Origin of the sequence: Pseudomonas sp. rhizo25 (assembly GCF_031931935.1) — a bacterium.
GTDB lineage: Bacteria > Pseudomonadota > Gammaproteobacteria > Pseudomonadales > Pseudomonadaceae > Aquipseudomonas > Aquipseudomonas synxantha.
Genome location: NZ_JAUJXA010000001.1, coordinates 354,436 through 376,610 on the forward strand (window position 1 = coordinate 354,436; position 22,175 = coordinate 376,610).

Here is a 22,175-nt window from a genome sequence, read left to right on the forward strand (position 1 = left end):
CAGCACGGCGGGAGATTTTTGTTCATTTGGCAAAAACCTCCAGCAATCGGGGCGCAATTCTATCCAGTGGGCGAATTTCAACAGCAGCGTCGATCGCCGCTGCCGCTTTGGGCATGCCATACACCGCCGAACTCTGCTGGTCCTGGGCGATGGTCAAATATCCTTGTTCCCGCATTAACTTGAGGCCCTGGGCGCCATCGCGCCCCATGCCGGTCAGCAAGACACCGACGGCATCGCCGTTCCAATGGCTGGCAACGCTTTCGAAAAATACGTCGATGGAAGGCCGGTAGATCTCGTTCACCGGCTCTGCCGTATAGGCTAGCGTGCCATTTTTCAACAAGCGAATATGGTGGTTGGTACCGGCCAGCAATACCACCCCGGTTTGCGGCGGCTCGCCTTCACAGGCCAGGCGTACCGGCAGGCCGGAGGCGCTGCTCAACCATTCGGCCATGCCCGCGGCGAACACCTGGTCCACGTGCTGCACCAGCACGATGGCGGCGGGGAAATTGCGCGGCAAGCCCTTGAGCAGGATCTCCAGGGCCGCCGGCCCACCGGCCGAAGAACCAATGGCCACCAACCGTTGACGCTTGCCAGTGATGCGCTGCGTCGGGGTTTCGACACGCACGCGACTGCCGCGCTGGCCGACCAGCCAGCCGATATTGAGGATCTTGCGCAACAACGGCGCGGCCGCATCCTTGGGGTTGCCCACACCCAGCGCCGGCGTATCCACCACGTCCAGGGCGCCATGGCCCATGGCCTCGAATACGCGGCTGACGTTGGCCTGGCGGTCGACCGTGACGATCACGATTGGGCATGGCGTGTCGGCCATGATCTGGCGGGTAGCTTCCACCCCATCCATGACCGGCATGATCAGGTCCATCAGGATCAGGTCCGGGGTCAGTTCGGCGCAACGCTGCACCGCTTCCAGGCCATTGCTGGCCACCCACACCACCTCATGGGCGGGCTCGAAACTCAAGGCACGACGCAATGCCTCCACGGCCAGAGGCATGTCGTTGACGATCGCAATCCTCATGTCCGGGCGCCTCCGATCAGTTCAACCACGGCGTCGAGCAAGGCGTCGTCATGGAAACTGGCTTTGGCTAGATAATAGTCGGCACCGGCGTCGAGCCCACGGCGCCGGTCTTCTTCACGATCCTTGTAGGAAACCACCATCACCGGCAACGATTGCAGGCGACTGTCACGACGCAAGAGTGTGACCAATTCAATACCGTCCATGCGAGGCATATCAATGTCAGTGATAAGCAGGTCGAAGTCCTCGGAACGCAATGCGTTCCAGCCATCCATGCCATCGACCGCAACAGCCACTTCATAACCACGATTGAGTAATAATTTGCGCTGCAGCTCGCGTACGGTCAGCGAATCGTCCACCACCAGTACGCGCTTGCGCGGTGCTTCGCTGGCCTGCTGGCTACGCCGGGCGATACGCTCCAGGCGGCCGGTATTGAGCAGTTTGTCCACCGAACGCAGCATGTCTTCGACGTCGACGATCAACACCACCGAGCCGTCATCGAGCAGGGCCCCGGCAGAGATGTCCTGAACCTTGCCCAGGCGATCATCCAGGGGCAACACCACCAGGGTGCGCTCACCGATAAAGCGCTCCACGGCAATCCCGTACACCGCGTCACGCTCGCGGATCACCACCACTTTCAAGGTATCTGATGGGGTTTGCCCCGGCGGGCGTTGCAACAACTGGCTGGCGGCTACCAGGCCAACGTGCCGGCCCTCATGCCAAAAGTGCTGGCGACCCTCCAATTGCACAATGTCGTCGGGCGCCAGGTCGCACATGCGTTCGATATGGGCCAGCGGAAAGGCATAGGCTTCTTCGCCCACTTCCACTACCAGGCTGCGCACCACCGACAAGGTCAACGGTACTTCCAGGTGGAAGCGGCTGCCCTGCCCCGCCGTCTGCTCCAGCACCACCGCGCCGCGTAGTTGCCGGACCATATGCTGCACCGCGTCCAGGCCTACGCCGCGCCCGGACACTTCGGTAACCTTGTCGCGCAGGCTGAAACCGGGCAGGAACAGGAACGTCAGCAGTTCCTCTTCGCTCAAGCGCAGTGCGGTTTCCACCGGCGACAGGTGCCGGTCGACGATGGCGCCCCGCAGGCGCTCGAGGTCGACACCGTTGCCGTCATCGCTCAACTCCAGCACCAGCAGTCCGGCCTGGTGGGACGCGCGCAGGCGGATCAGGCCTTCGGCGGGTTTGCCTGCCAGCACGCGTTGCTCGGGGGTTTCGATACCGTGGTCGACGGCATTGCGTAATAAATGGGTGAGCGGCGCTTCAAGTTTTTCCAGTACGTCACGGTCGACCTGGGTCTTCTCGCCCTCGATCTCCAGGCGTACTTGCTTGCCCAGGCTGCGGCCCAGGTCACGCACCATGCGCACCTGCCCGGCCAGCACGTCAGCAAACGGGCGCATGCGGCAGGCCAACGCGGTGTCGTAGAGCACCTGGGCACGCTGCCCGGCCTGCCAGCCGAACTCGTCCAGCTCGGCGTGTTTTTCCGCCAGCAGCGCCTGGGCTTCGCTCAACAAGCGACGGGTGTCGGCCAGGGCCTCCTGGGCTTCCAGGCTCAAGTCCAGGGCCTTGAGCTGGCCGTCCAAGGTATCCAGGGCGCGCAAGCCGTTGCTTTGAATGCGCTTGAGGCGTTGCATGCTCGCCAGGTACGGCTTGAGCCGCTGGGTTTCCACCAGGGACTTGCTGGACAGGTCCAACAAGCTGTTCAAGCGCTCGGCCGTCACCCGCAGTACGCGCTCGCCGCCTTCAGTCATGCGTTTGTTCTGGCGCGGCGCTTCACTGCTGACCGGTGGTGCGGGCTCCGGTTGCTGCGGCACTTCTTCAACGATAGGTGCAGGCTCGGGCTTTGGCGCACGCATGGCGGTGGGCTGTGTCGGATCAAGCAAGCGCTCCATCAGCGCCACATACACCTTGATATCCGTCGCCCCCACATCATTGCCCGGTGAGGCGATACGCATCAGCAGGTCGGTGCCTTGCAGCAACGCGTCGATGTGTTCGGGCTGCAGATACAGTCGGCCTTCCTGGGCACTGACCAGGCAATCTTCCATGACGTGGGCGACGCTGACCCCGGCATCCACGCCGACAATCCGCGCCGCGCCCTTGAGCGAGTGCGCGGCGCGCATGCAGGCTTCGAGCTGGTCGGCCTGGGTTGGATTGCGCTCCAGGGCCAAAAGGCCCGCGCTCAATACCTGGGTCTGCGCATCGGCCTCCAGGCTGAACAGTTCCAACAGCGAGGCATCGCGCATCTGGTCGGGGGTCATGCGAGGCTCCGAGTCACGGCGGACAACAATTGCGCTTCGTCCAGCCAGCGCAGGCTGCGGCCTTTCCACTGCAACACGCCCTGGGTGTAGCGTGCGCTGGCCTGGGTACCGGAGGCCGACGCCGCCTTCAGGGTGCGTTCATCGATGGCATGGATGCCATCCACTTCGTCCACCGGCACGACCACCGGGCCGTCCTGAGCCGCAATGATCAACATGCGCGGCATGATACGCGCGCCGCTGGCACCGGCACTGGTACTGTCCAGGCCCAGCAGTTCTACCAGTGACAGGCACGCCACCAACGCGCCGCGCACATTGGCCACGCCCAGCAGCGCCCGGGAACGCTGGTGCGGCAGGGAGTGGATCGGCTGCAATGGCGCCACTTCCACCAGGCAGCGGGTAGCAATACCGAGCCATTCCTCGCCGAGGCGGAACATCAAAAGTGATCGGGTGACTGCCTCGTTATCCGCTTCGACGGCAGCCTGGGGGCGATGATCGTCCTGCTGCAGCGCATAGCGGTCCAGCAGGCGCGTGGCGGCGGCCGAGTACACCGAGCAATTGCGGCAGTGAATGTGCTCAGCCAGCAATGGGCAAGACTTGTCGCCATGAATGCCGATGCGATTCCAGCAGTCGTCGATGGCTTGGGTATCGGTCAGCGTCAGGTCCAGGCCTGCGGTGTCGAGCGCGTCAGGGCTACTCATGGTTTGGACTCACTGTCAGCTCGCTACGGGCGGCGCGCGCCTGAAGACGACGCGCCCCCGCACTGTCGCCCTGGGACTCGAGCAGCGCAGCCAGATGCATCAAGGCCTGCGGATGCTGCGGTTCCAGGTACAAGGCTTTGCGGTAATATCCCTGGGCCTCCAGGGCGCTGCCGGCCACATCGCTGAGCAGCCCCAGCCAGTAGAACACCTGGGCGGCCGGTGGATGGCTGCTCAAATAGCGCTCGCAGGCGGCACGAGCCTCGGCACTTTTGCCTTCATTGGCCAGGGTCGCGATCTGGCTGAGCAGCTCGCCGGCATCGGTGTGTGGCACTTTGGCCGGTGGCTCTGGCGGGCGGGGCTTGCTGAACGGACGCGGCTTGGGCGGTATCGGTGCCGCGCTGCGTTGCGGCGTTGGCGCGGGCATGGGTACAAATACCGGTGCCGGCGGTGTCTGTTCTACATGCCGGCTGAAGGCAAAAGATTGCGGCACCCCAATCGAACGCATGCCGTGGCGCCCCAGCAGGCTACCCTCGGCCGGGCCGATAAACAGCACGCCGTCCACGTGGGTGAGTTCCTTGAGCACGTCAAAGACTTGCTTTTGGGTCGGCTGGTCGAAATAGATCAGCAGGTTGCGGCAAAACACAAAGTCATAGGTGGGCTCGTTGGCCAGCAGTGTCGGGTCGAGCAAGTTGCCAACTTGCAGGCGAACTTGCTCGCGCACCCGGTCGGCGATGCGGTAACCGCCCGCCTCTTCGGTGAAGTGGCGGTCGCGAAACTCAAGATCGGCGCCGCGAAACGAGTTCTTGCCGTACACACCGCGCCGCGCACGCTCTACCGACAGGGGGCTGACGTCCATCCCCTGCACCTTGAACTGATGGGGCGCCAAGCCCGCGTCGAGCAAGGCCATGGCAATCGAATAGGGCTCTTCGCCGGTAGAACACGGCAGGCTGAGAATGCGCAGGGCGCGCATTTGCTTGATTTCGGCCAGGCGCACCTGGGCCAGGCGAGCCAGGGTTGCAAAGGATTCGGGATAGCGAAAAAACCAGGTCTCGGGCACGATCACCGCTTCGATCAGCGCCTGCTGCTCGTCGTGGGAATTTTGCAGGTGCTGCCAGTAAGCCTCCACCGACTGTGCCTGGGATGACTGGCAACGCTGGCGCACGGCACGCTCGATGATCGCCTCGCCCACCGAGGCAACGTCCAAGCCGATGCGCTCTTTCAAGAACGCCGAAAAACGCGGGTCGCTGCTCATAAACTCAACTCGGCAGAAAACAACAAGGCACGCACTTCAGCGGTCAGCAGCTCGGCGACGCCAATCCACTGCATCAAGCCCTGGGCATCCTCGCGCACCGGCCCCAGGTACGGCGCCTGCTGGTTGTCCAAGCCATAGGGCTGGAACTCGGCGGGGTCGCAACGCAGGGTGTCGGTGGCCTGTTCCAGGATCAGCCCCAACCAGCGCGCCTGGCTCCAGGGCTGCGGCTGGTAATTGACCAACACCAGCCGTGTGCTGGTGCGAGCCTGGGCCGAGGTGCCGAAGGTCAGGGCGCTCAAGTCAATCACCGGCACCAGCGCCCCGCGATGGGCGAAGATACCCGCCACCCACACGGGCGCATGGGCGATGGGTTTGAGTGGCAGCCGCGGCAGCACCTCCGCCACTTCGGTGGCTTTCAGGGCAAAGCGGTCGTTGCCGATGTGGAACACCAGGAACAACGCTTTTTTCGCTGCCGGAACGGCGCCGCGCTTAGCCGCGAGATCGCTCATCAGACTTTGAAACGCGACACGCCGCTGCGCAGACCGACCGCAACCTGGCTCAGTTCATCAATGGCGAAGCTTGCCTGGCGCAGGGATTCGACGGTCTGGCTGCTGGCATCGCCCAACTGCACCAGCGCGTGGTTGATCTGTTCGGCGCCGGTGGCCTGGGCCTGCATGCCCTCGTTGACCATCAACACCCGCGGCGCCAGGGCCTGGACCTGATGGATGATCTGCGACAACTGCTCGCCGACTTGCTGCACTTCGAACATGCCCCGGCGTACTTCCTCGGAGAACTTGTCCATGCCCATCACCCCCGCCGACACTGCCGACTGGATCTCACGCACCATTTGCTCGATGTCGTAGGTGGCCACGGCGGTCTGGTCGGCCAGGCGGCGCACTTCGGTGGCTACCACGGCAAAACCGCGACCGTACTCACCGGCTTTCTCAGCCTCGATGGCGGCGTTGAGCGACAACAGGTTGGTCTGGTCAGCCACCTTGACGATGGTCACCACCACCTGATTGATATTGCCGGCCTTCTCGTTGAGGATCGCCAGCTTGGCGTTGACCAGATCGGCGGCGCCCATCACCGAGTGCATGGTTTCTTCCATGCGCGCCAGACCCTGCTGGCCTGAACCGGCGGCAACCGAGGCCTGGTCGGCGGCGGTGGACACTTCGGTCATGGTGCGGACCAGGTCCTTGGAGGTAGCAGCGATCTCGCGGGACGTGGCGCCGATTTCGGTGGTGGTGGCTGCGGTTTCTGTGGCGGTGGCCTGTTGCTGCTTGGAGGTCGCAGCAATCTCGGTAACCGAAGTGGTGACTTGCACCGACGAACGTTGCGCCTGGGATACCAGGGCGGTCAGTTCGGTCATCATGTCGTTGAAGCCGGTTTCGACAACGTTGAATTCGTCCTTGCGCTCCAGGTTCAGGCGCTTGCTCAGGTCACCGGTGCGCATGACTTCGAGGATCTCGACGATGCGCTGCATCGGCGCCATGATCGCGCGCATCAACAACAGGCCGCACAACGCGGCGGCGAGAATCGCCAGCAGCAGCGAGACGCCCATGCTGACCTTTGCGGCCGCAACGGCATCATCGATGGCGGCCGTGGCATTGTCAGCAACCTGTTTGTTCTCATTGATGATGTCGTTGAGCTTCATGCGGCCTGCGGTCCAGGCAGGCGTCAGTTGCTCGTTGAACAGTCTCAGCGCCTCAGCCGGGTTGTTGTTTTGATGGGCCGCCAGGACCTGGGCAAGAATCCCGTTGTAACTCTGATGCAATTTTTCGAAGGCATCGAATTGGGTGCGATCCTGGGTGATATTGATCGTCCCCGCGTAGCTGGCCATGTGCTGCTCAAGCCGCGCCTCGAACGACTTGTAGTCCTGCTTGTCTTCCTCGGAAATCCTCTGGTTCTCGTGGATCCCGACCAATTCCTGGGTCTGCAGGTAGCTGTCGACCCAGGCACTGCGAATCATCGAGCTGAAAAACACCCCTGGCACGGCATCGTCACGGACTGAATTTTCGCTGGCTTCGATCTTCAGCAGTCGCGAATACGAGAGCACCACCATCAGTAGCATGATCGCGATGATTACCGCAAAGCTCGCCAAAATCCTTTGGCGCAGGGTCCAGTTCTTCACAGTAATTCCTCGCAGAGCCATTCAAATGGAGGGGAGTATAGCTGAGCGGATGCCTGCGTTTATCAACGCTTTTGAGGGCGCGTGCACAGAATGAAAATGTAGGATGGATATCACCTGCGGCGATGGACCTTGCTCCCTCGTAGGCCCGAAAGCCCACGCAGATCTAACTGACGGTCCTCAGTTCAAATGTGGGAGGGGGCTTGCCCCCGATGGCGGCCTTGGGGTCGGCCGGGATACAGAGGCGGGACGCCTGAGATCATGATCAAAGGAAAGATCAAGAGCGGCCCGCCTCACATCGTGCTTACCGTTGGCCTACAAAGTTGTGCCGGCTGCCTTAACTTATGTGTTGAGCCGTACTTGCTTTTCCAACTCCAGCTTCAACCCCGGCTCAAGCTTCAGTTGGCGAGCCAATTCGTCCAGATAGGACTTCTCCATGAAGTTCTCCTCGTCCACCAGCATCACGCTGGCGATGTACATCTCGGCAGCCATTTCCGGGGTGCTGGCGGCGCGGGCGACGTCCGCAGGGTCCAGGGGCTTGTTGAGTTCGGCATGCAGCCAGTGCTGCAGTTCCTGGTCATTATCCAGCTTGGTGAATTCCCCTTCGATCAACGCACGTTCGCGTTCATCCACATGCCCGTCAGCCTTGGCCGCCGCCACCAGGGCCTTGAGGATGCCCTGGCTGTGTTGCTCGACCTGGGCCGGAGGCAGACGGTCGATGGTTTGTGGCTCGCCCTGGGGGGCGCTGGCCTGCTGGGCCTGCCAGTTGCCGTAGGCCTTGTAGGCAATCACACCCAGTGCCGCCAGGCCGCCGTAGGTCAGGGCCTTGCCGCCGAATTTGCGCGCCTTTTTGTTACCCAGCAACAGGCCCATGGCCCCGGCTGCCAGGGCGCCGCCGCCGGCACCGCCGAGCAGGCTGCCGAGCCCGCCACCGCCGAGCAAGCCACCCAGGGCGCCTTTGTCATTGGACTTCCCCTGGCCACCAGCCTTGTTTTGCAACATGTCCTGGCCAGACTTGAGCAACTGATCGAGCAATCCACGGGTATTCATTTATAGCCTCCAGACACTTGAGTTGGTAGGAACAGTAGGCCCTCAGCGTAAAACTAAGTGCCAAAGAGCCACGATCTAGAGTGCTTCCAGATGTAACGTTTGACTGCCATGCTGGAAATGTCTTGTTGCACATGCAACGCCATCATCACGCCATCAATCATTTTTCCTTAAGCATCGAACCGCTTAAGCTATCCGGCGTCTGTTTAATGTCCGTTGCGTTTGGCCGAAGGCATGTCCGAACCGTTATTTCTGATCCATTACGTGCCAGGAACGGCGCGGGATTTGCTCACGACAGGTTGTCTCTATGCACCGCAGGAATTTGCTCAAAGCATCCATGGCCATTGCGGCTTACACCGGTTTGTCGGCCAGTGGCCTGTTGGCCGCGCAGGCTTGGGCCGGGAACCGGGCCGCCGATGGCAAGGCCGTGGCGTTCGATTTCGAATCGCTCAAGGCGCAAGCCAAGCAATTGGCCACCCGTGGCTATCAGGACACTAAACAGGTACTGCCACCGACCCTGGCAAGCATGACCCCGCAGAATTTCAATGCCATTGGCTATGACGGCAACCATTCATTGTGGAAAGAGCTGAACGGCCAACTCGACGTGCAGTTCTTCCACGTCGGCATGGGCTTCAAGACGCCGGTGCGCATGCACAGTGTCGATCCAAAGACCCGCGAGGCCCGCGAAGTGCATTTCCGCCCTTCGTTGTTCAACTATGAAAAAACCACGGTGGACACCAAGCAACTGACCGGCGACCTGGGCTTTTCCGGCTTCAAGCTGTTCAAGGCGCCGGAACTGGACCGCCATGACGTGCTGTCGTTTCTCGGCGCCAGCTACTTCCGCGCAGTGGACTCCACCGGCCAATACGGCCTCTCGGCTCGTGGCCTGGCGATTGATACCTACGCGAAAAAACGCGAAGAATTCCCCGATTTCACGCAGTTCTGGTTCGAAACCCCGGACAAGAACGCCACGCGTTTTGTGGTCTATGCCCTGCTCGACTCGCCAAGCGCCACTGGCGCCTACCGTTTCGATATCGACTGCCAGGCCAATCAGGTGGTGATGGCGATCGATGCGCATATCAATGCCCGCACCGCCATCGAACAACTGGGCATCGCGCCGATGACCAGCATGTTCAGCTGCGGTACCCACGAGCGGCGCATGTGCGACACCATCCACCCGCAAATCCACGATTCGGACCGCCTGGCCATGTGGCGCGGCAATGGCGAGTGGATCTGCCGCCCGCTGAACAACCCGGCCAAGCTGCAATTCAATGCATTCGCCGACACCGACCCCAAAGGCTTCGGCCTGGTGCAGACCGATCATGAATTCGCCAGCTACCAGGACACCGTCGACTGGTACAGCAAGCGCCCCAGCCTATGGGTAGAACCTACCACTGCGTGGGGCGAAGGCTCGATCGACCTGCTGGAAATCCCCACCACCGGAGAAACCCTGGACAACATCGTGGCCTTCTGGACCCCGAAAAATCCCGTGGCCGCCGGTGATTCGCTCAATTATGGCTACAAGCTGTACTGGAGCGCATTGCCGCCGGTGAGCACGCCGCTGGCACAGGTCGACGCGACTCGTTCGGGCATGGGTGGATTTACCGAGGGCTGGGCGCCCGGCGAGCATTACCCGCAGGTGTGGGCACGGCGTTTCGCCGTCGACTTCAAGGGCGGCGGCCTGGATCGCCTGCCGGCGGGCACCGGCATCGAACCGGTGGTGACCTGCTCCCATGGTGAGGTAAAGGATTTCAGCGTGCTGGTGCTGGAAAATATCAAGGGCTATCGCATCCTGTTCGACTGGTACCCCACCAGCGACAGCGTGGAGCCGGTGGAGCTGCGCCTGTTTATTCGCACACAGGACCGAACCTTGAGCGAAACCTGGCTCTATCAGTACTTCCCGCCTGCGCCGGAGCAGCGCAAGTACACCTGAGGTGAGCTTCGCGATCATTCCCACGCGAGAACGTGGGAGTGATCGTATATAGCTCAGAAGCGCGATACGCTTTTCATCGCACCAATCAAGTACCGCATCGCCACCTGATCGCTTTCGGTCAGCGCCCGATACTGGGCCAGCAGCTCCATTTCATCCGAACTCAACCTGCGATCCCGCAAGGACATCCGGCGGCTGAGGAAAGACGCCACCGCACCCGCTACGCCATAGGACTTGGCCATGGACTGTTACTCCTGATATCAGTCAAATACTCCTGGTGCCCACTTACCAACTCCCCGAAGCGCAACGCTTTCGTGGACAAGCAACCTGCCTCCCTGGGCCAGGAACCAGACTTACCCTAATCTTAGAAACTATCTCGTCGCACGTGGGATTTTTTTAGAGTATTAACTTAAAAAAATAGCCTGGGTAACAAAACCCTACAGCCGTTACTCACACAGTGGTCGATACAGGTGAATGTCTAACGGTTCCTGTGCATACAGCTCAGCATGAGGTTGCTGCAACAGTCGGCAACCATGGCGCAGGTAAAAGTCCACGGTGTTACGCGACGACGTGGCCGAGATATACAGCGCTTGAGCTCCCACTTGCCGGCCGTGCTCGCAGGCCAGCACCAACAATCGACTGCCCAGGCCCGAGCCACGGGCCGCGTGACTGACATGCAGGAACTTCAACTGCCGCATCAGCAGGCCTTGATGATGGAAAGTCCGATTATCCACCACCGCTGCGGCGACCAGCGCCTGGCCGTCAAATACGCCCCACAACCATCCGCCACGCTGGAGGCAGGCCCGCAGAGCCACCGCATCCTGCTCGGCCTCGCCTTCGGGCCAGCCGCGCATATCATGGTGCGCGGCATATAACACCAGTTCGCCGCGATCCATGCGATAGCACGCCTGGATCAGTTCCGTACGGTCGATGGTTGCCAGCAAGGGGATATCGTTTTCGGTTAATGCGCGTTCCACCAGCATAGGGGTCTCCTGCTTCACGACCACCAAGGATCAGCCTTCCTTCAAACGCGGGCAAGAAAAAACCCACCGTGTCAGGGTGGGTCTGGCAGGGCCGTGTGCAAGATCAGTCGCGCAGGTCCGACTCATGGATCGGCTGGTCGCGATGGGTCGCCCGCTGGTATTGCGCCGGCCAGATGGCCTTGCGCCCACCCAGGTCATCGTCGGCATGTAGCGGCCAGTACGGGTCGCGCAACAATTCACGGGCCAGGAAGATAATGTCAGCCTGGCAAGTGCGCAGGATGTGCTCGGCCTGGGCCGGTTCGGTGATCATGCCGACCGTGCCGGTGGCGATGCCCGACTCCTTGCGTACCCGCTCGGCGAAGCGCGTCTGGTAGCCGGGGCCGGTGGGGATCTCGGCGTTGGCGGCGGTGCCCCCGGACGACACGTCGATCAGGTCGACGCCCAGGTCTTTCAGGCGGCGCGCCAGCTCCACGGTTTCATCCGGGTTCCAGCCGTCTTCTACCCAATCGGTGGCCGACACCCGCACAAACAGCGGCAACTCCTGAGGCCATGCGGCGCGCACGGCTTGGGTTACCTCAAGCACCAGGCGAATGCGGTTTTCGAACGACCCACCGTAGTGGTCCTGCCGCTGGTTGCTGATCGGCGAGAGAAATTGGTGCAGCAGGTATCCATGGGCAGCATGGATCTCCACGACTTCAAAGCCTGCGGTCAAGGCGCGCTTGGCGGCAGCGACAAAATCGGCGATTACTTGCTGGATCTGCCCTTCGTCCAGTGGCTTGGGCTGGGTGTGATTCGGGTCGAAGGCAATCGGTGATGGGCCCACCGGCACCCAGCCCCCCTCCCCCGGCTTGACACTCCCATGCTTGCCGATCCAGGGCCGATGGGTACTGGCCTTGCGTCCGGCATGGGCCAGCTGAATACCCGCTACCGCCCCCTGGGCCGCGATAAAGCGCGTGATGCGCTGCAGCGGTTCGATCTGGGCGTCATTCCACAGGCCCAGGTCCTGGGCGGTGATGCGCCCGTCGGCCGTCACGGCGGTGGCTTCGGTGAAAATCAGCCCGGCGCCCCCCACGGCGCGGCTGCCGAGATGCACCAGGTGCCAGTCGTTGGCCAGGCCATCGTCGCTTGAGTATTGGCACATCGGCGAGACCGCGATGCGGTTAAGCAGGGTCAATTGGCGCAGGGTATAGGGTTCGAGCAGCTGACTCATGGCGCACCTCTTCTGGGTTTCTAGACATTTCTGTAGGAGCGAGCTTGCTCGCGAAGGCCTCTTAGGCGCTGCGTTTATCCAGCATTAACGCGTTATCGTTGACGTTTTTCGCGAGCAAGCTCGCTCCTACCAGCCTAGTCGACAACTATCGATAGCACAGGGTTCAGAAAGGAAAGCGGGAGCCGATTGCCGGCTCCCGTAGTGCAGCGCCTTACATTTCGACCTGGGTGCCCAGCTCGATCACGCGGTTTACCGGCAACTTGAAGAAGCGCAGGTTGCCGTTGGCGTTCTTCAACATGAAGGCGAACAGGGCTTCGCGCCAGCGGGCCATGCCCTTGATACGCGAGGCGATCACCGTTTCGCGGCTGAGGAAATAGGTGGTGCGCATCGGGCTGAAATCCAGCTCATCCAGATGGCACAGCTTCAGTGCTTCGGGCACATCCGGCTCGTCGGTAAAACCGAAGTGCAGGATCACGCGGAAGAAGCCTTCGCCGTAGGAATCCACCTCGAAGCGCCGTGCGGCGGGCACCCTTGGAATGTCTTCGTAGACCACCGTCAGCAACACCACCTGCTCGTGCAACACCTGGTTATGCAGCAGGTTGTGCAACAGCGCATGGGGCACCGCATCCGGGCGTGCGGTGAGGAATACCGCAGTCCCCTGCACGCGATGGGGCGGCTGCACGCGGATGCTGTTGATAAAAATCGGCAACGGCAAACCGCCTTCGTCGAGGCGCTCGACCAGCAATTGCTTGCCGCGCTTCCAGGTGGTCATCAACACAAACAAGACGATCCCCGCCAACACCGGAAAGGCGCCACCCTGGATCACCTTGGGCACATTGGCCGCGAAGAACAGGCCGTCCACCAACAGGCAGCAAAGCAATACCGGCACAGCCAGCACCGGTGGCCATTTCCACAGCAGCAGCATGACCGCCGACACCAGGATCGTGGTCATCAGCATGGTGCCCGTCACCGCTACGCCGTAGGCCGAAGCCAGGGCGCCGGAGGACTCGAAGCCCAACACCAGCAGGATCACCCCCACCATCAGCGACCAGTTCACGGCGCCGATGTAGATCTGGCCCTGCTCGGCGCTGGAGGTGTGTTGGATATGCATACGCGGGATGTAACCAAGCTGGATCGCCTGGCGGGTCAATGAGAACGCACCAGAGATCACCGCCTGGGATGCAATCACCGTAGCCAGTGTGGACAAGCCCACCAGCGGGATCAGCGCCCAGCTCGGCGCCAGCAGGTAGAACGGGTTGCGTGCGGCTTCCGGATCGCCCAGCAGCATGGCGCCCTGGCCGAAATAGTTGAGTACCAGCGCCGGCAGCACCAAGATGAACCAGGCACGGGCAATGGGTTTGCGGCCGAAGTGGCCCATGTCGGCATACAGCGCTTCGGCACCGGTCAAGGCCAGCACCACCGCGCCGAGAATCGCCACGCCGATACCGGGGTGCACCATAAAGAAGCGCACGCCCCATGCCGGGTTCAGTGCATTCAGCACTTCGGGCTGCTGCAGGATGCCGTACACACCCAGCCCTCCCAGCACCAGGAACCAGGTGACCATTACCGGGCCGAACAGCTTGCCGATGCGATCGGTGCCGTGCTTCTGAATCAGGAACAGCGCCACCAGCACAATCAATGCGATGGGCACCACCCATTTTTCCAGGCCATCGAACGCTAGCTCCAGGCCTTCGATGGCCGACAACACGGAAATGGCCGGGGTGATCATGCTGTCGCCATAGAACAGTGCCGCGCCACACAGGCCGCACACCACCAGGAAACTGCGCAGTTTTGCACGCTCCCCGGCCGCTCGCCGCGCCAGTGCGGTGAGCGCCATGATGCCGCCTTCGCCCTGGTTGTCGGCGCGCAGCACGAACAGCATGTACTTGATCGACACCACCCAGATCAGCGACCAAAAGATCAGTGCCAGAATCCCCAAGACGCCGTCATGGTTGACCTGCACGCCATAACCGCCGTTGAATACCTCTTTAAGGGTGTAGAGCGGGCTGGTCCCGATATCGCCATAAACCACCCCGACCGCTGCCACCAACATGCCAATCGGCTTGGCGTTTGAATGCTCGGCACCTGCTGCCTGACTACTTGCCTGACCCATCAACCACTCCTGCCCTTTGACCCGAGGTCTTTTATAAACAGCACGTCTAAGCTGACCCTAGCATGCGCTGTTTTACTTCTCGTAACAGACGTTTTATTGACCCAAGGGCTTTGCCCATGCGCAACGGCGCGAAGCATAGCGCAGCACTCGTCGCATTTCCCTGCATAAAGCTGGTCAAGTGCGTTGCCCGTCGCTAGAATTGCGCACTTTTTGATCAGAGGCGCACCAAGCGCCCTTCCGCTGCCTTGTCGTGCACGACCGGCAGCGTCATTCAATACCGAGGTTAGACATGTCCACCACCATCGCAAAAGCCAACCCCAAGGTTGGCTTTGTTTCCCTGGGTTGCCCGAAGGCTCTGGTTGACTCCGAGCGCATCCTCACGCAACTGCGCATGGAAGGCTATGACGTTGTGTCCACTTACCAGGACGCCGACGTGGTGGTGGTCAACACCTGCGGCTTCATCGACTCGGCTAAAGCCGAGTCGCTGGAAGTGATTGGCGAAGCCATCAAGGAAAACGGCAAGGTCATCGTGACCGGCTGCATGGGTGTGGAAGAAGGCAATATCCGCAACGTGCACCCGAGCGTGCTCGCCGTGACCGGCCCGCAGCAGTACGAGCAGGTGGTCAACGCCGTGCACGACGTGGTGCCTCCACGTCAGGACCACAACCCGTTGATCGACCTGGTGCCGCCCCAAGGCATCAAGCTGACCCCGCGCCATTACGCGTACCTGAAGATTTCCGAAGGCTGCAACCACAGTTGCAGCTTCTGCATCATCCCGTCGATGCGCGGCAAACTGGTGAGCCGCCCGGTCGGTGACGTGCTCGACGAGGCCCAACGCCTGGTCAAGTCCGGCGTCAAGGAACTGCTGGTGATCTCCCAGGACACCAGCGCCTACGGCGTCGATGTGAAATACCGCACCGGCTTCTGGAACGGCGCGCCGGTGAAAACCCGTATGACCGAACTCTGCGAAGCCTTGAGCAGCCTGGGTGTGTGGGTGCGCCTGCACTACGTTTACCCGTACCCGCACGTTGATGAGCTGATCCCGCTGATGGCCGCCGGCAAGATCCTGCCGTACCTGGACATCCCGTTCCAGCACGCCAGCCCGAAAGTGCTCAAGGCCATGAAACGCCCGGCCTTCGAAGACAAGACCCTGGCGCGGATCAAGAACTGGCGCGAGATCTGCCCGGAACTGATCATCCGTTCCACCTTCATCGTCGGCTTCCCCGGCGAGACCGAAGAAGATTTCCAGTACCTGCTCGACTGGCTGACCGAAGCGCAGCTGGACCGCGTTGGCTGCTTCCAGTACTCGCCGGTGGAAGGCGCTCCCGCCAACCTGCTGGACCTGGCCGTGGTGCCGGACGACGTTAAGCAAGACCGTTGGGAGCGTTTCATGGCGCACCAGCAGGCAATCAGCTCGGCGCGTCTGCAACTGCGTATCGGCAAGGAAATCGAAGTGCTGATCGACGAAGTCGACGAGCAAGGCGCAGTTGGCCGCTGCTTCTTCGATGCGCCGGAAATCGACGGCAACGTGTTTATCGACGACGCCAGCGGCTTGAAGCCGGGCGACAAGGTCTGGTGCACCGTGACCGACGCCGACGAGTATGACTTGTGGGCTGAAAAGCGCGACTGATCGGGTTTGCGCAATATTTTGAAAAAGCCCCGTTTCTGACAAGATGCGGGGCTTTTTTCGGGCTATCGTTTTGCCCATCAACGCCAATTACGGCAAGGGGCAGCGGGCATGCATCAGCATTCGGTTATCCACACACCTAAAAACAGCGACTACGCGCGCCTGACGCAGATCTGGGAAGCTTCGGTACGCGCCACCCACGACTTCCTGCCGGACAGCTATATAGACTTGCTGAAAAACCTGGTGCTGACCCGCTACCTGGATGCGGTGATGCTGGTCTGCACCAAGGACTCATGCCAACACATCACCGGGTTCGCGGGCGTGGCGGCGGGCAAAGTGGAGATGCTGTTTATCGACCCGCAACACCGAGGCCAGGGTCTGGGCCGCCAACTACTGACCTATGCGATCGAACATATGAACGCCGAGGAACTGGACGTCAACGAACAAAACCCCCAGGCCCTGGGCTTTTACTTAAAGCAAGGCTTTGAGGTGATCGGACGCACTGAGCATGACGGCCTTGGCCAGCCTTACCCGCTGCTGCATATGCGTTTGCGCCAGGCGCAACAACAGGCGCACCAGGGCTAAATGAAATGGGCTCGGGATTAACCGGCGCCAGGCAGGTACAATAGCCGCCCCCTTTTGTTACGGCCCTTGTCATGACTGACCCCATACGCCTCTCCAAACGCCTTATCGAACTGGTCGGTTGCTCCCGTCGGGAGGCTGAGTTGTTTATCGAAGGCGGCTGGGTCTCGGTGGACGGCGAAGTGATCGACGAGCCGCAGTTCAAGGTCACGACCGAGAAAGTCGAGCTGGATCCGGAGGCTAAAGCCACCGCTCCGGAGCCGGTCACTATCCTGCTGCATGCACCGGCAGGCATGGATGCTGAAACCGCCATGGCCTCGATCAGCGCTGAAACACTGTCCGAAGAACACCGCTTCAGTAAGCGCCCGCTCAAGGGGCATTTTTTGCGCCTGACCGCCAGTGCCGACCTGCAAGCCAAGGCCAGCGGCCTGTTGGTGTTTACCCAGGACTGGAAGATTTTGCGCAAGTTGACCGCCGATGCCGCCAAGATCGAGCAAGAGTACGTGGTAGAAGTCGAAGGCGACATGGTTGCCCACGGCCTCAACCGCCTGAACCATGGCCTGACCTACAAAGGCAAAGAGCTACCGGCCGTCAAAGCCAGCTGGCAGAACGAAAACCGCCTGCGCTTTGCGATGAAAAACCCGCAACCCGGTGTGATTGCGCTGTTCTGCGAAGCGGTTGGCCTGAAAGTCATCGCCATCCGCCGTATCCGCATCGGCGGCGTGTCCATCGGTAAGGTGCCAGTTGGCCAATGGCGCTACTTGTTCGGTAAAGAGAAGTTCTAAGTCGTTCGCCCTTTCCCGACACCGCCTGATTGGGCGGTGTCCACCGTTGAAAACCAGGATTGCCCACCATGATTCACAACGACGTACTGCGCAGCGTGCGCTACATGCTCGACATCAGCGACAACAAGATGGTCGAGATCATCAAGCTCGGCGGCATGGACGTGACCAAGGAAGACCTGCTGACCTACCTCAAGAAAGATGAGGAAGAAGGCTTCGTGTTCTGCCCGGATGAGGTCATGGCCCACTTCCTCGATGGCTTGGTGATCTTCAAGCGCGGCAAGGACGAAAGCCGTCAGCCGCAGCCGATTGAAACCCCGGTGACCAACAACATCATCCTGAAAAAGCTGCGCGTGGCCTTCGAGCTGAAAGAAGACGACATGCATGCAATCCTCAAGGCAGCCGAGTTCCCGGTGTCCAAGCCTGAACTGAGCGCGCTGTTTCGCAAGTTCGGTCACACCAATTACCGCCCGTGCGGCGACCAGTTGCTGCGTAATTTCCTCAAGGGCCTGACCCTGCGGGTCCGCGCTTAAGCCATGAGTTACCAGGTCTCGCCCGTCGGCTTCGTACGCTCCTGCTTCAAGGAGAAGTTCGCCATCCCGCGCCAACCGCAACTGGCACCGGCTGCCCGTGGCGTACTGGAGTTGGTGGCGCCGTTCGACCAGGGTGAGGCGGTGCAGGGGTTGGAGCAGGTCAGCCATGTGTGGCTGCTGTTTCTGTTTCACCAGGCCCTGGAAGACAAGCCGCGCCTGAAAGTGCGCCCGCCACGTTTGGGTGGCAACACGTCCATGGGCGTGTTTGCCACCCGTGCAACCCATCGGCCCAATGGCATTGGGCAGTCGGTGGTGAAGCTGGACAAGGTGGAGCCGGGGCGGCTGTGGATATCCGGGATTGATCTGCTCGACGGCACTCCGGTACTGGATATCAAACCGTATGTGCCCTATGCCGACATGATCGACAGCGCCACCAACAGCATCGCCAGCAGCGCGCCGCAGCTGATTGCTGTGCAGTGGCTCAAGACTGCGCTGCAACAGGCGCAAGGCCACGCTCAGCGCCTCGGCGAGCCGTTGGTGGAACTGATTGAGCAGTGTCTGGCGCAGGATCCGCGGCCGGCGTACCAGGTGCCTACGTCCGAACGGGAGTATGGAGCACAATTCTGGGATGTGGATGTGCGCTGGCACTACCCGGAACCCGGGCTGATTTGTGTGCTGGAAGTGGTTGCGGCGCAGTAAATCGCATAAACGAAAAAGCCCGCGCTGCCTTCACAGGCAACGCGGGCTTTTCTTTGCAAACGCATTCAACTGTAGGAGCGAGCTTGCTCGCGAAAAACGAACAGGCACCGCGTTGAATCAAGATGCCAGCGTTATCGTTGACGTCCTTCGCGAGCAAGCTCGCTCCTACAAGTGACCCGAAGTCACTTCTCTACGAACGCACGCTCGATCAGGTAGTCACCCGGCTCACGCATCCGTGGCGAAACTTTCAGGCCGAAGCTGTTCAACACTTCGCTGGTCTCGTCCAACATGCTCGGGCTGCCGCACAGCATGGCGCGGTCATCCTCGGGGTTGATCGGGGGCAGGCCGATGTCGCTGAACAGCTTGCCGCTGCGCATCAGGTCGGTCAGGCGGCCTTCGTTTTCGAACGGCTCGCGGGTCACGGTGGGGTAGTAGATCAACTTTTCACGCAGGGCCTCGCCGAAGAATTCGTTCTGCGGCAGGTGCTCGGTGATAAATTCGCGGTAGGCGACTTCGTTGACGTAACGCACGCCGTGGCACAGGATCACTTTTTCGAAACGCTCGTAGGTTTCCGGGTCCTGGATCACGCTCATGAAGGGCGCGAGGCCAGTACCGGTGCTGAGCAGGTACAGGTGCTTGCCCGGCTTCAAATCGTCAAGCACCAGGGTGCCTGTCGGTTTTTTGCTGATGATGATCTCGTCGCCTTCCTTCAAGTGCTGCAATTGGGAAGTCAGCGGGCCATCGGGCACCTTGATGCTGAAGAACTCCAGATGCTCTTCCCAGTTTGGGCTGGCAATCGAGTAAGCACGCATGAGCGGGCGGCCGTTGGGCTGTTGCAGGCCGATCATCACGAACTGACCGTTCTCGAAGCGCAAGCCCGGATCGCGGGTGCACTTGAAGCTGAACAGAGTGTCGTTCCAGTGATGAACACTGAGGACACGCTCGTGGTTCATGTTGCTCATGTACGGGGGACTCCTGGAAATGGGTCTGCGCCAAAGATACAGATGCGCAATTGCACAGCATTCTAATGGCGGCGACAATATCTGTTAACTGGATTATTAAGATAAGGGTTATCGGTTATATCGATATGCGATTTACTCTCCGTCAACTGCAAGTCTTCGTCGCCGTCGCCCAGCAGGAAAGCGTCTCCCGCGCTGCTGGCCTTCTGGCCTTATCTCAATCTGCCGCCAGCACATCGATCACCGAGCTGGAGCGTCAATCCAGCTGCCAATTATTCGACCGCGCCGGTAAACGCCTGAGCCTCAACGCCCTCGGCCACCAGCTGCTGCCCCAGGCCGTGGCGTTGCTGGACCAGGCCAAGGAGATCGAGGATCTGCTCAACGGTAAGTCCGGCTTCGGTTCCCTGGCGGTCGGCGCCACCCTGACCATAGGCAATTACCTGGCGACGCTGTTGATCGGTAGTTTTATGCAGCAACACCCCGAGAGCCAAGTGAAGCTGCACGTGCAGAACACTGCGCATATCGTGCATCAGGTGGCGCACTACGAAATTGACCTGGGTCTAATCGAAGGCGACTGCAGCCACCCGGATATCGAGGTGCAAACCTGGGTGGAGGACGAACTGGTGGTGTTTTGTGCGCCGCAGCATCACTTGGCCAAACGTGGCGTGGCGAGCATGGACGAGTTGACCCATGAAGCCTGGATCCTGCGGGAACAAGGCTCGGGCACGCGCCTGACCTTCGACCAGGCCATGCGTCATCACCGCAGCGCGCTGAATATCCGCCTGGAGCTGGAACACACCGAGGCGATCAAACGGGCAGTGGAATCTGGTTTGGGGATTGGTTGCATTTCGCGCCTGGCGCTACGCGATGCGTTCCGCCGTGGCAGCCTGGTGCCCGTGGAAACCCCGGACCTGGACCTGGCCCGGCAGTTCTACTTCATCTGGCATAAGCAGAAGTACCAGACCTCGGCCATGCGCGAGTTCCTGGAGCTGTGCCGCGCCTTCACCGCGGGGGTGCAGCGCAGCGACGAGATCGTACTGCCGAGTATCGCTTGATGCTCAGACGAGGATCACGGCCCACACCAGGGTAATCATGGTCAGCGCCACGAATTGCGCGGCGCTGCCCATGTCCTTGGCATTTTTCGACAAGGGGTGGCGGTCCAGGGAAATGCGGTCGATAGCCGCTTCCACCGCGGAGTTGAGCAGCTCGACGATCAACGCCAACAGGCACACCGCAATCAGCAGTGCCCGCTCAACCCGGCTGACCTGCAGGAAAAAGCTCACTGGGATCAGGATAACGTTCAGCAACACCAACTGACGGAATGCCGCCTCGCCAGTGAAAGCCGCGCGCAGGCCATCCAGGGAATAGCCCCCTGCATTGAAGATACGTTTGATACCGGTTTGACCCTTGAAAGGCGACATAGATGTAGGCAACTGAACCAAAGAAGTGGGGAAGCTAGATCACGCAAAGTCAAAAAAGCGTGAAGCGGTTGTAACTTAATGCTGCGAAATTGACTCAAGTTGTTGCAACAGCAGCGCGGCCTGGGTTCGCGTACGCACCCCCAGCTTGCGAAAAATCGCTGTCACGTGTGCCTTGATGGTCGCCTCGGACACGCTCAGCTCGTAGGCAATCTGCTTGTTCAGCAGCCCCTCACAGACCATGGTCAACACGCGGAATTGTTGGGGGGTCAAGCTGGCCAGACCATCACGGGCAGCCTTGGCCTCCTCGGACACATTGATCTCTTCAAACGCCTGGGGTGGCCACGACACAGCGCCATCCAACACCGCGCGCACGGCCTTCTGGATATCTTCCATCGCGCTGGACTTGGGAATGAAACCGCTGGCACCAAACTCCTTGGAGCGCACAACCACGTCGGCTTCTTCCTGGGCCGAAACCATCACCACAGGAATTTGTGGGTATTGCCCGCGCAGCAGCACCAGGCCCGAGAAACCGTAGGCGCCCGGCATATTCAGGTCGAGCAATACCAGGTCCCAGTCGGATTTTTCGGTGAGGCGGGCTTCGAGTTCGGCAATGCTGGCCACTTCGACCAGGCGTACATCAGGACCAAGGCCCAGGGTTACCGCCTGATGCAGTGCGCTGCGAAACAGCGGGTGGTCATCGGCTATCAGGATTTCGTATGTGGCCATTGGTTAAATGATCCTGTTTTTTATGGGAGCCTTGATGGGTTCAGGGCTCACCAATACACAAGGCGACGGCCAGGCAGCTATCGCCACAGGGCTCGCCCAACGCCAAAAACACATGTAATGACGTCGAGCATTCACGGTTGCGCCCCAATCGGCGCCCAGCATGCCCAGCGCAGCCTGGAGGGTCAAGC

Annotated in this window: 21 protein-coding genes; 7 read left to right on the plus strand and 14 right to left on the minus strand. The window is 60.8% G+C overall.

Annotation, left to right across the window (positions count from 1 at the left end; translation table 11 throughout):
* Nucleotides 1-22 precede the first annotated feature (22 nt).
* The 7 genes from QZR30_RS01685 to QZR30_RS01715 form a co-directional block, all read right to left on the minus strand.
* Nucleotides 23-1,033, minus strand: a complete 1,011-nt coding sequence (locus QZR30_RS01685) for a chemotaxis response regulator protein-glutamate methylesterase (protein ID WP_046071248.1) — start codon at nt 1,031-1,033, stop codon at nt 23-25.
* Nucleotides 1,030-3,297: a hybrid sensor histidine kinase/response regulator gene (locus QZR30_RS01690; protein WP_046071247.1), complete on the minus strand. Its 2,268-nt coding sequence runs from the start codon at nt 3,295-3,297 to the stop codon at nt 1,030-1,032. The genes QZR30_RS01685 and QZR30_RS01690 overlap by 4 nt, the downstream gene beginning before the upstream one ends.
* Nucleotides 3,294-3,995: a chemotaxis protein CheW gene (locus tag QZR30_RS01695; protein ID WP_046071246.1), complete on the minus strand. Its 702-nt coding sequence runs from the start codon at nt 3,993-3,995 to the stop codon at nt 3,294-3,296. Before QZR30_RS01695 ends, QZR30_RS01690 begins: the two co-directional genes overlap by 4 nt.
* The gene (locus QZR30_RS01700; protein WP_068966403.1) at nt 3,988-5,247 is read right to left on the minus strand and encodes a CheR family methyltransferase; all 1,260 of its coding nucleotides are present in this window, start codon (nt 5,245-5,247) and stop codon (nt 3,988-3,990) included. Before QZR30_RS01700 ends, QZR30_RS01695 begins: the two co-directional genes overlap by 8 nt.
* Nucleotides 5,244-5,756 (minus strand): chemotaxis protein CheW, encoded by a 513-nt coding sequence (locus QZR30_RS01705; RefSeq protein ID WP_046071244.1) that lies wholly within the window; start codon nt 5,754-5,756, stop codon nt 5,244-5,246. Before QZR30_RS01705 ends, QZR30_RS01700 begins: the two co-directional genes overlap by 4 nt.
* Nucleotides 5,756-7,378, minus strand: coding sequence for a methyl-accepting chemotaxis protein (locus tag QZR30_RS01710; RefSeq protein ID WP_046071243.1), 1,623 nt, complete (start codon nt 7,376-7,378; stop codon nt 5,756-5,758). Before QZR30_RS01710 ends, QZR30_RS01705 begins: the two co-directional genes overlap by 1 nt.
* A gap of 339 nt (nt 7,379-7,717) precedes the next feature.
* Nucleotides 7,718-8,425: a tellurite resistance TerB family protein gene (locus QZR30_RS01715; RefSeq protein ID WP_046071242.1), complete on the minus strand. Its 708-nt coding sequence runs from the start codon at nt 8,423-8,425 to the stop codon at nt 7,718-7,720.
* Nucleotides 8,426-8,729: 304 nt separating this feature from the next.
* Here QZR30_RS01715 and QZR30_RS01720 point away from each other — a divergent pair, with 304 nt between their 5' ends.
* Nucleotides 8,730-10,355: a glucan biosynthesis protein D gene (locus QZR30_RS01720; RefSeq protein ID WP_046071241.1), complete on the plus strand. Its 1,626-nt coding sequence runs from the start codon at nt 8,730-8,732 to the stop codon at nt 10,353-10,355.
* A gap of 53 nt (nt 10,356-10,408) precedes the next feature.
* Here QZR30_RS01720 and QZR30_RS01725 read toward each other — a convergent pair whose 3' ends face one another.
* The 4 genes from QZR30_RS01725 to QZR30_RS01740 form a co-directional block, all read right to left on the minus strand.
* Nucleotides 10,409-10,594 carry a hypothetical protein gene (locus tag QZR30_RS01725; protein WP_043051506.1) on the minus strand — a complete coding sequence of 62 codons (186 nt, stop codon included), beginning with the start codon at nt 10,592-10,594 and terminating at the stop codon, nt 10,409-10,411.
* A 204-nt stretch (nt 10,595-10,798) separates the two neighbouring features.
* Nucleotides 10,799-11,335: a GNAT family N-acetyltransferase gene (locus tag QZR30_RS01730; RefSeq protein ID WP_046071240.1), complete on the minus strand. Its 537-nt coding sequence runs from the start codon at nt 11,333-11,335 to the stop codon at nt 10,799-10,801.
* A gap of 103 nt (nt 11,336-11,438) precedes the next feature.
* The gene (locus tag QZR30_RS01735; RefSeq protein ID WP_046071239.1) at nt 11,439-12,545 is read right to left on the minus strand and encodes an NADH:flavin oxidoreductase/NADH oxidase; all 1,107 of its coding nucleotides are present in this window, start codon (nt 12,543-12,545) and stop codon (nt 11,439-11,441) included.
* 211 nt (nt 12,546-12,756) lie between these two features.
* On the minus strand, nt 12,757-14,658 hold the full coding sequence (locus QZR30_RS01740; protein WP_046071238.1) for a potassium transporter Kup: 1,902 nt from the start codon (nt 14,656-14,658) through the stop codon (nt 12,757-12,759).
* A 289-nt stretch (nt 14,659-14,947) separates the two neighbouring features.
* Here QZR30_RS01740 and rimO point away from each other — a divergent pair, with 289 nt between their 5' ends.
* From rimO to tsaA, 5 genes are all read left to right on the plus strand, one after another.
* Nucleotides 14,948-16,288: a 30S ribosomal protein S12 methylthiotransferase RimO gene (gene rimO, locus QZR30_RS01745; protein WP_005785474.1), complete on the plus strand. Its 1,341-nt coding sequence runs from the start codon at nt 14,948-14,950 to the stop codon at nt 16,286-16,288.
* Nucleotides 16,289-16,396: 108 nt separating this feature from the next.
* Complete coding sequence (locus QZR30_RS01750; protein WP_046071237.1) at nt 16,397-16,870, plus strand: GNAT family N-acetyltransferase; 474 nt, start codon at nt 16,397-16,399, stop codon at nt 16,868-16,870.
* 71 nt (nt 16,871-16,941) lie between these two features.
* Nucleotides 16,942-17,652, plus strand: coding sequence for an rRNA pseudouridine synthase (locus QZR30_RS01755; protein ID WP_311902874.1), 711 nt, complete (start codon nt 16,942-16,944; stop codon nt 17,650-17,652).
* A 68-nt stretch (nt 17,653-17,720) separates the two neighbouring features.
* Nucleotides 17,721-18,182, plus strand: coding sequence for a DUF1456 family protein (locus QZR30_RS01760; RefSeq protein WP_056847463.1), 462 nt, complete (start codon nt 17,721-17,723; stop codon nt 18,180-18,182).
* A gap of 3 nt (nt 18,183-18,185) precedes the next feature.
* Nucleotides 18,186-18,881 carry a tRNA (N6-threonylcarbamoyladenosine(37)-N6)-methyltransferase TrmO gene (gene tsaA / locus QZR30_RS01765; RefSeq protein WP_046071234.1) on the plus strand — a complete coding sequence of 232 codons (696 nt, stop codon included), beginning with the start codon at nt 18,186-18,188 and terminating at the stop codon, nt 18,879-18,881.
* Between the two features lie 182 nt (nt 18,882-19,063).
* Here tsaA and fpr read toward each other — a convergent pair whose 3' ends face one another.
* A complete protein-coding gene (gene fpr / locus QZR30_RS01775; protein ID WP_003172178.1) occupies nt 19,064-19,843 on the minus strand; it encodes a ferredoxin-NADP reductase in 780 nt (259 codons plus the stop codon).
* A 125-nt stretch (nt 19,844-19,968) separates the two neighbouring features.
* Here fpr and QZR30_RS01780 point away from each other — a divergent pair, with 125 nt between their 5' ends.
* Nucleotides 19,969-20,895, plus strand: a complete 927-nt coding sequence (locus QZR30_RS01780; protein WP_010212678.1) for a LysR family transcriptional regulator — start codon at nt 19,969-19,971, stop codon at nt 20,893-20,895.
* A gap of 3 nt (nt 20,896-20,898) precedes the next feature.
* Here the strand turns inward: QZR30_RS01780 and QZR30_RS01785 are convergent, their stop codons facing one another.
* Both QZR30_RS01785 and erdR read right to left on the minus strand, forming a co-directional pair.
* Nucleotides 20,899-21,261, minus strand: a complete 363-nt coding sequence (locus tag QZR30_RS01785; protein WP_043048897.1) for a diacylglycerol kinase — start codon at nt 21,259-21,261, stop codon at nt 20,899-20,901.
* A gap of 75 nt (nt 21,262-21,336) precedes the next feature.
* Entirely contained in the window at nt 21,337-21,987 is a 651-nt protein-coding gene (gene erdR / locus QZR30_RS01790; RefSeq protein WP_311902875.1) for a response regulator transcription factor ErdR, read from the minus strand.
* Between the last annotated feature and the right edge of the window lie 188 nt (nt 21,988-22,175).

Excerpts from the sequence above, each read along its gene's own strand:
- QZR30_RS01685 (WP_046071248.1), bottom strand. The coding sequence starts at position 1,033 with ATGAGGATTGCGATCGTCAACGACATGCCTCTGGCCGTGGAGGCATTG.
- QZR30_RS01785 (WP_043048897.1), bottom strand. The coding sequence starts at position 21,261 with ATGTCGCCTTTCAAGGGTCAAACCGGTATCAAACGTATCTTCAATGCA.
- QZR30_RS01750 (WP_046071237.1), top strand. The coding sequence starts at position 16,397 with ATGCATCAGCATTCGGTTATCCACACACCTAAAAACAGCGACTACGCG.
- tsaA (WP_046071234.1), top strand. The coding sequence starts at position 18,186 with ATGAGTTACCAGGTCTCGCCCGTCGGCTTCGTACGCTCCTGCTTCAAG.
- QZR30_RS01725 (WP_043051506.1), bottom strand. The coding sequence starts at position 10,594 with ATGGCCAAGTCCTATGGCGTAGCGGGTGCGGTGGCGTCTTTCCTCAGC.
- QZR30_RS01720 (WP_046071241.1), top strand. The coding sequence starts at position 8,730 with ATGCACCGCAGGAATTTGCTCAAAGCATCCATGGCCATTGCGGCTTAC.
- QZR30_RS01730 (WP_046071240.1), bottom strand. The coding sequence starts at position 11,335 with ATGCTGGTGGAACGCGCATTAACCGAAAACGATATCCCCTTGCTGGCA.
- QZR30_RS01735 (WP_046071239.1), bottom strand. The coding sequence starts at position 12,545 with ATGAGTCAGCTGCTCGAACCCTATACCCTGCGCCAATTGACCCTGCTT.
- QZR30_RS01715 (WP_046071242.1), bottom strand. The coding sequence starts at position 8,425 with ATGAATACCCGTGGATTGCTCGATCAGTTGCTCAAGTCTGGCCAGGAC.
- QZR30_RS01780 (WP_010212678.1), top strand. The coding sequence starts at position 19,969 with ATGCGATTTACTCTCCGTCAACTGCAAGTCTTCGTCGCCGTCGCCCAG.
- QZR30_RS01700 (WP_068966403.1), bottom strand. The coding sequence starts at position 5,247 with ATGAGCAGCGACCCGCGTTTTTCGGCGTTCTTGAAAGAGCGCATCGGC.
- fpr (WP_003172178.1), bottom strand. The coding sequence starts at position 19,843 with ATGAGCAACATGAACCACGAGCGTGTCCTCAGTGTTCATCACTGGAAC.
- QZR30_RS01755 (WP_311902874.1), top strand. The coding sequence starts at position 16,942 with ATGACTGACCCCATACGCCTCTCCAAACGCCTTATCGAACTGGTCGGT.
- QZR30_RS01690 (WP_046071247.1), bottom strand. The coding sequence starts at position 3,297 with ATGACCCCCGACCAGATGCGCGATGCCTCGCTGTTGGAACTGTTCAGC.
- QZR30_RS01705 (WP_046071244.1), bottom strand. The coding sequence starts at position 5,756 with ATGAGCGATCTCGCGGCTAAGCGCGGCGCCGTTCCGGCAGCGAAAAAA.
- QZR30_RS01695 (WP_046071246.1), bottom strand. The coding sequence starts at position 3,995 with ATGAGTAGCCCTGACGCGCTCGACACCGCAGGCCTGGACCTGACGCTG.
- QZR30_RS01760 (WP_056847463.1), top strand. The coding sequence starts at position 17,721 with ATGATTCACAACGACGTACTGCGCAGCGTGCGCTACATGCTCGACATC.
- QZR30_RS01740 (WP_046071238.1), bottom strand. The coding sequence starts at position 14,658 with ATGGGTCAGGCAAGTAGTCAGGCAGCAGGTGCCGAGCATTCAAACGCC.
- erdR (WP_311902875.1), bottom strand. The coding sequence starts at position 21,987 with ATGGCCACATACGAAATCCTGATAGCCGATGACCACCCGCTGTTTCGC.
- rimO (WP_005785474.1), top strand. The coding sequence starts at position 14,948 with ATGTCCACCACCATCGCAAAAGCCAACCCCAAGGTTGGCTTTGTTTCC.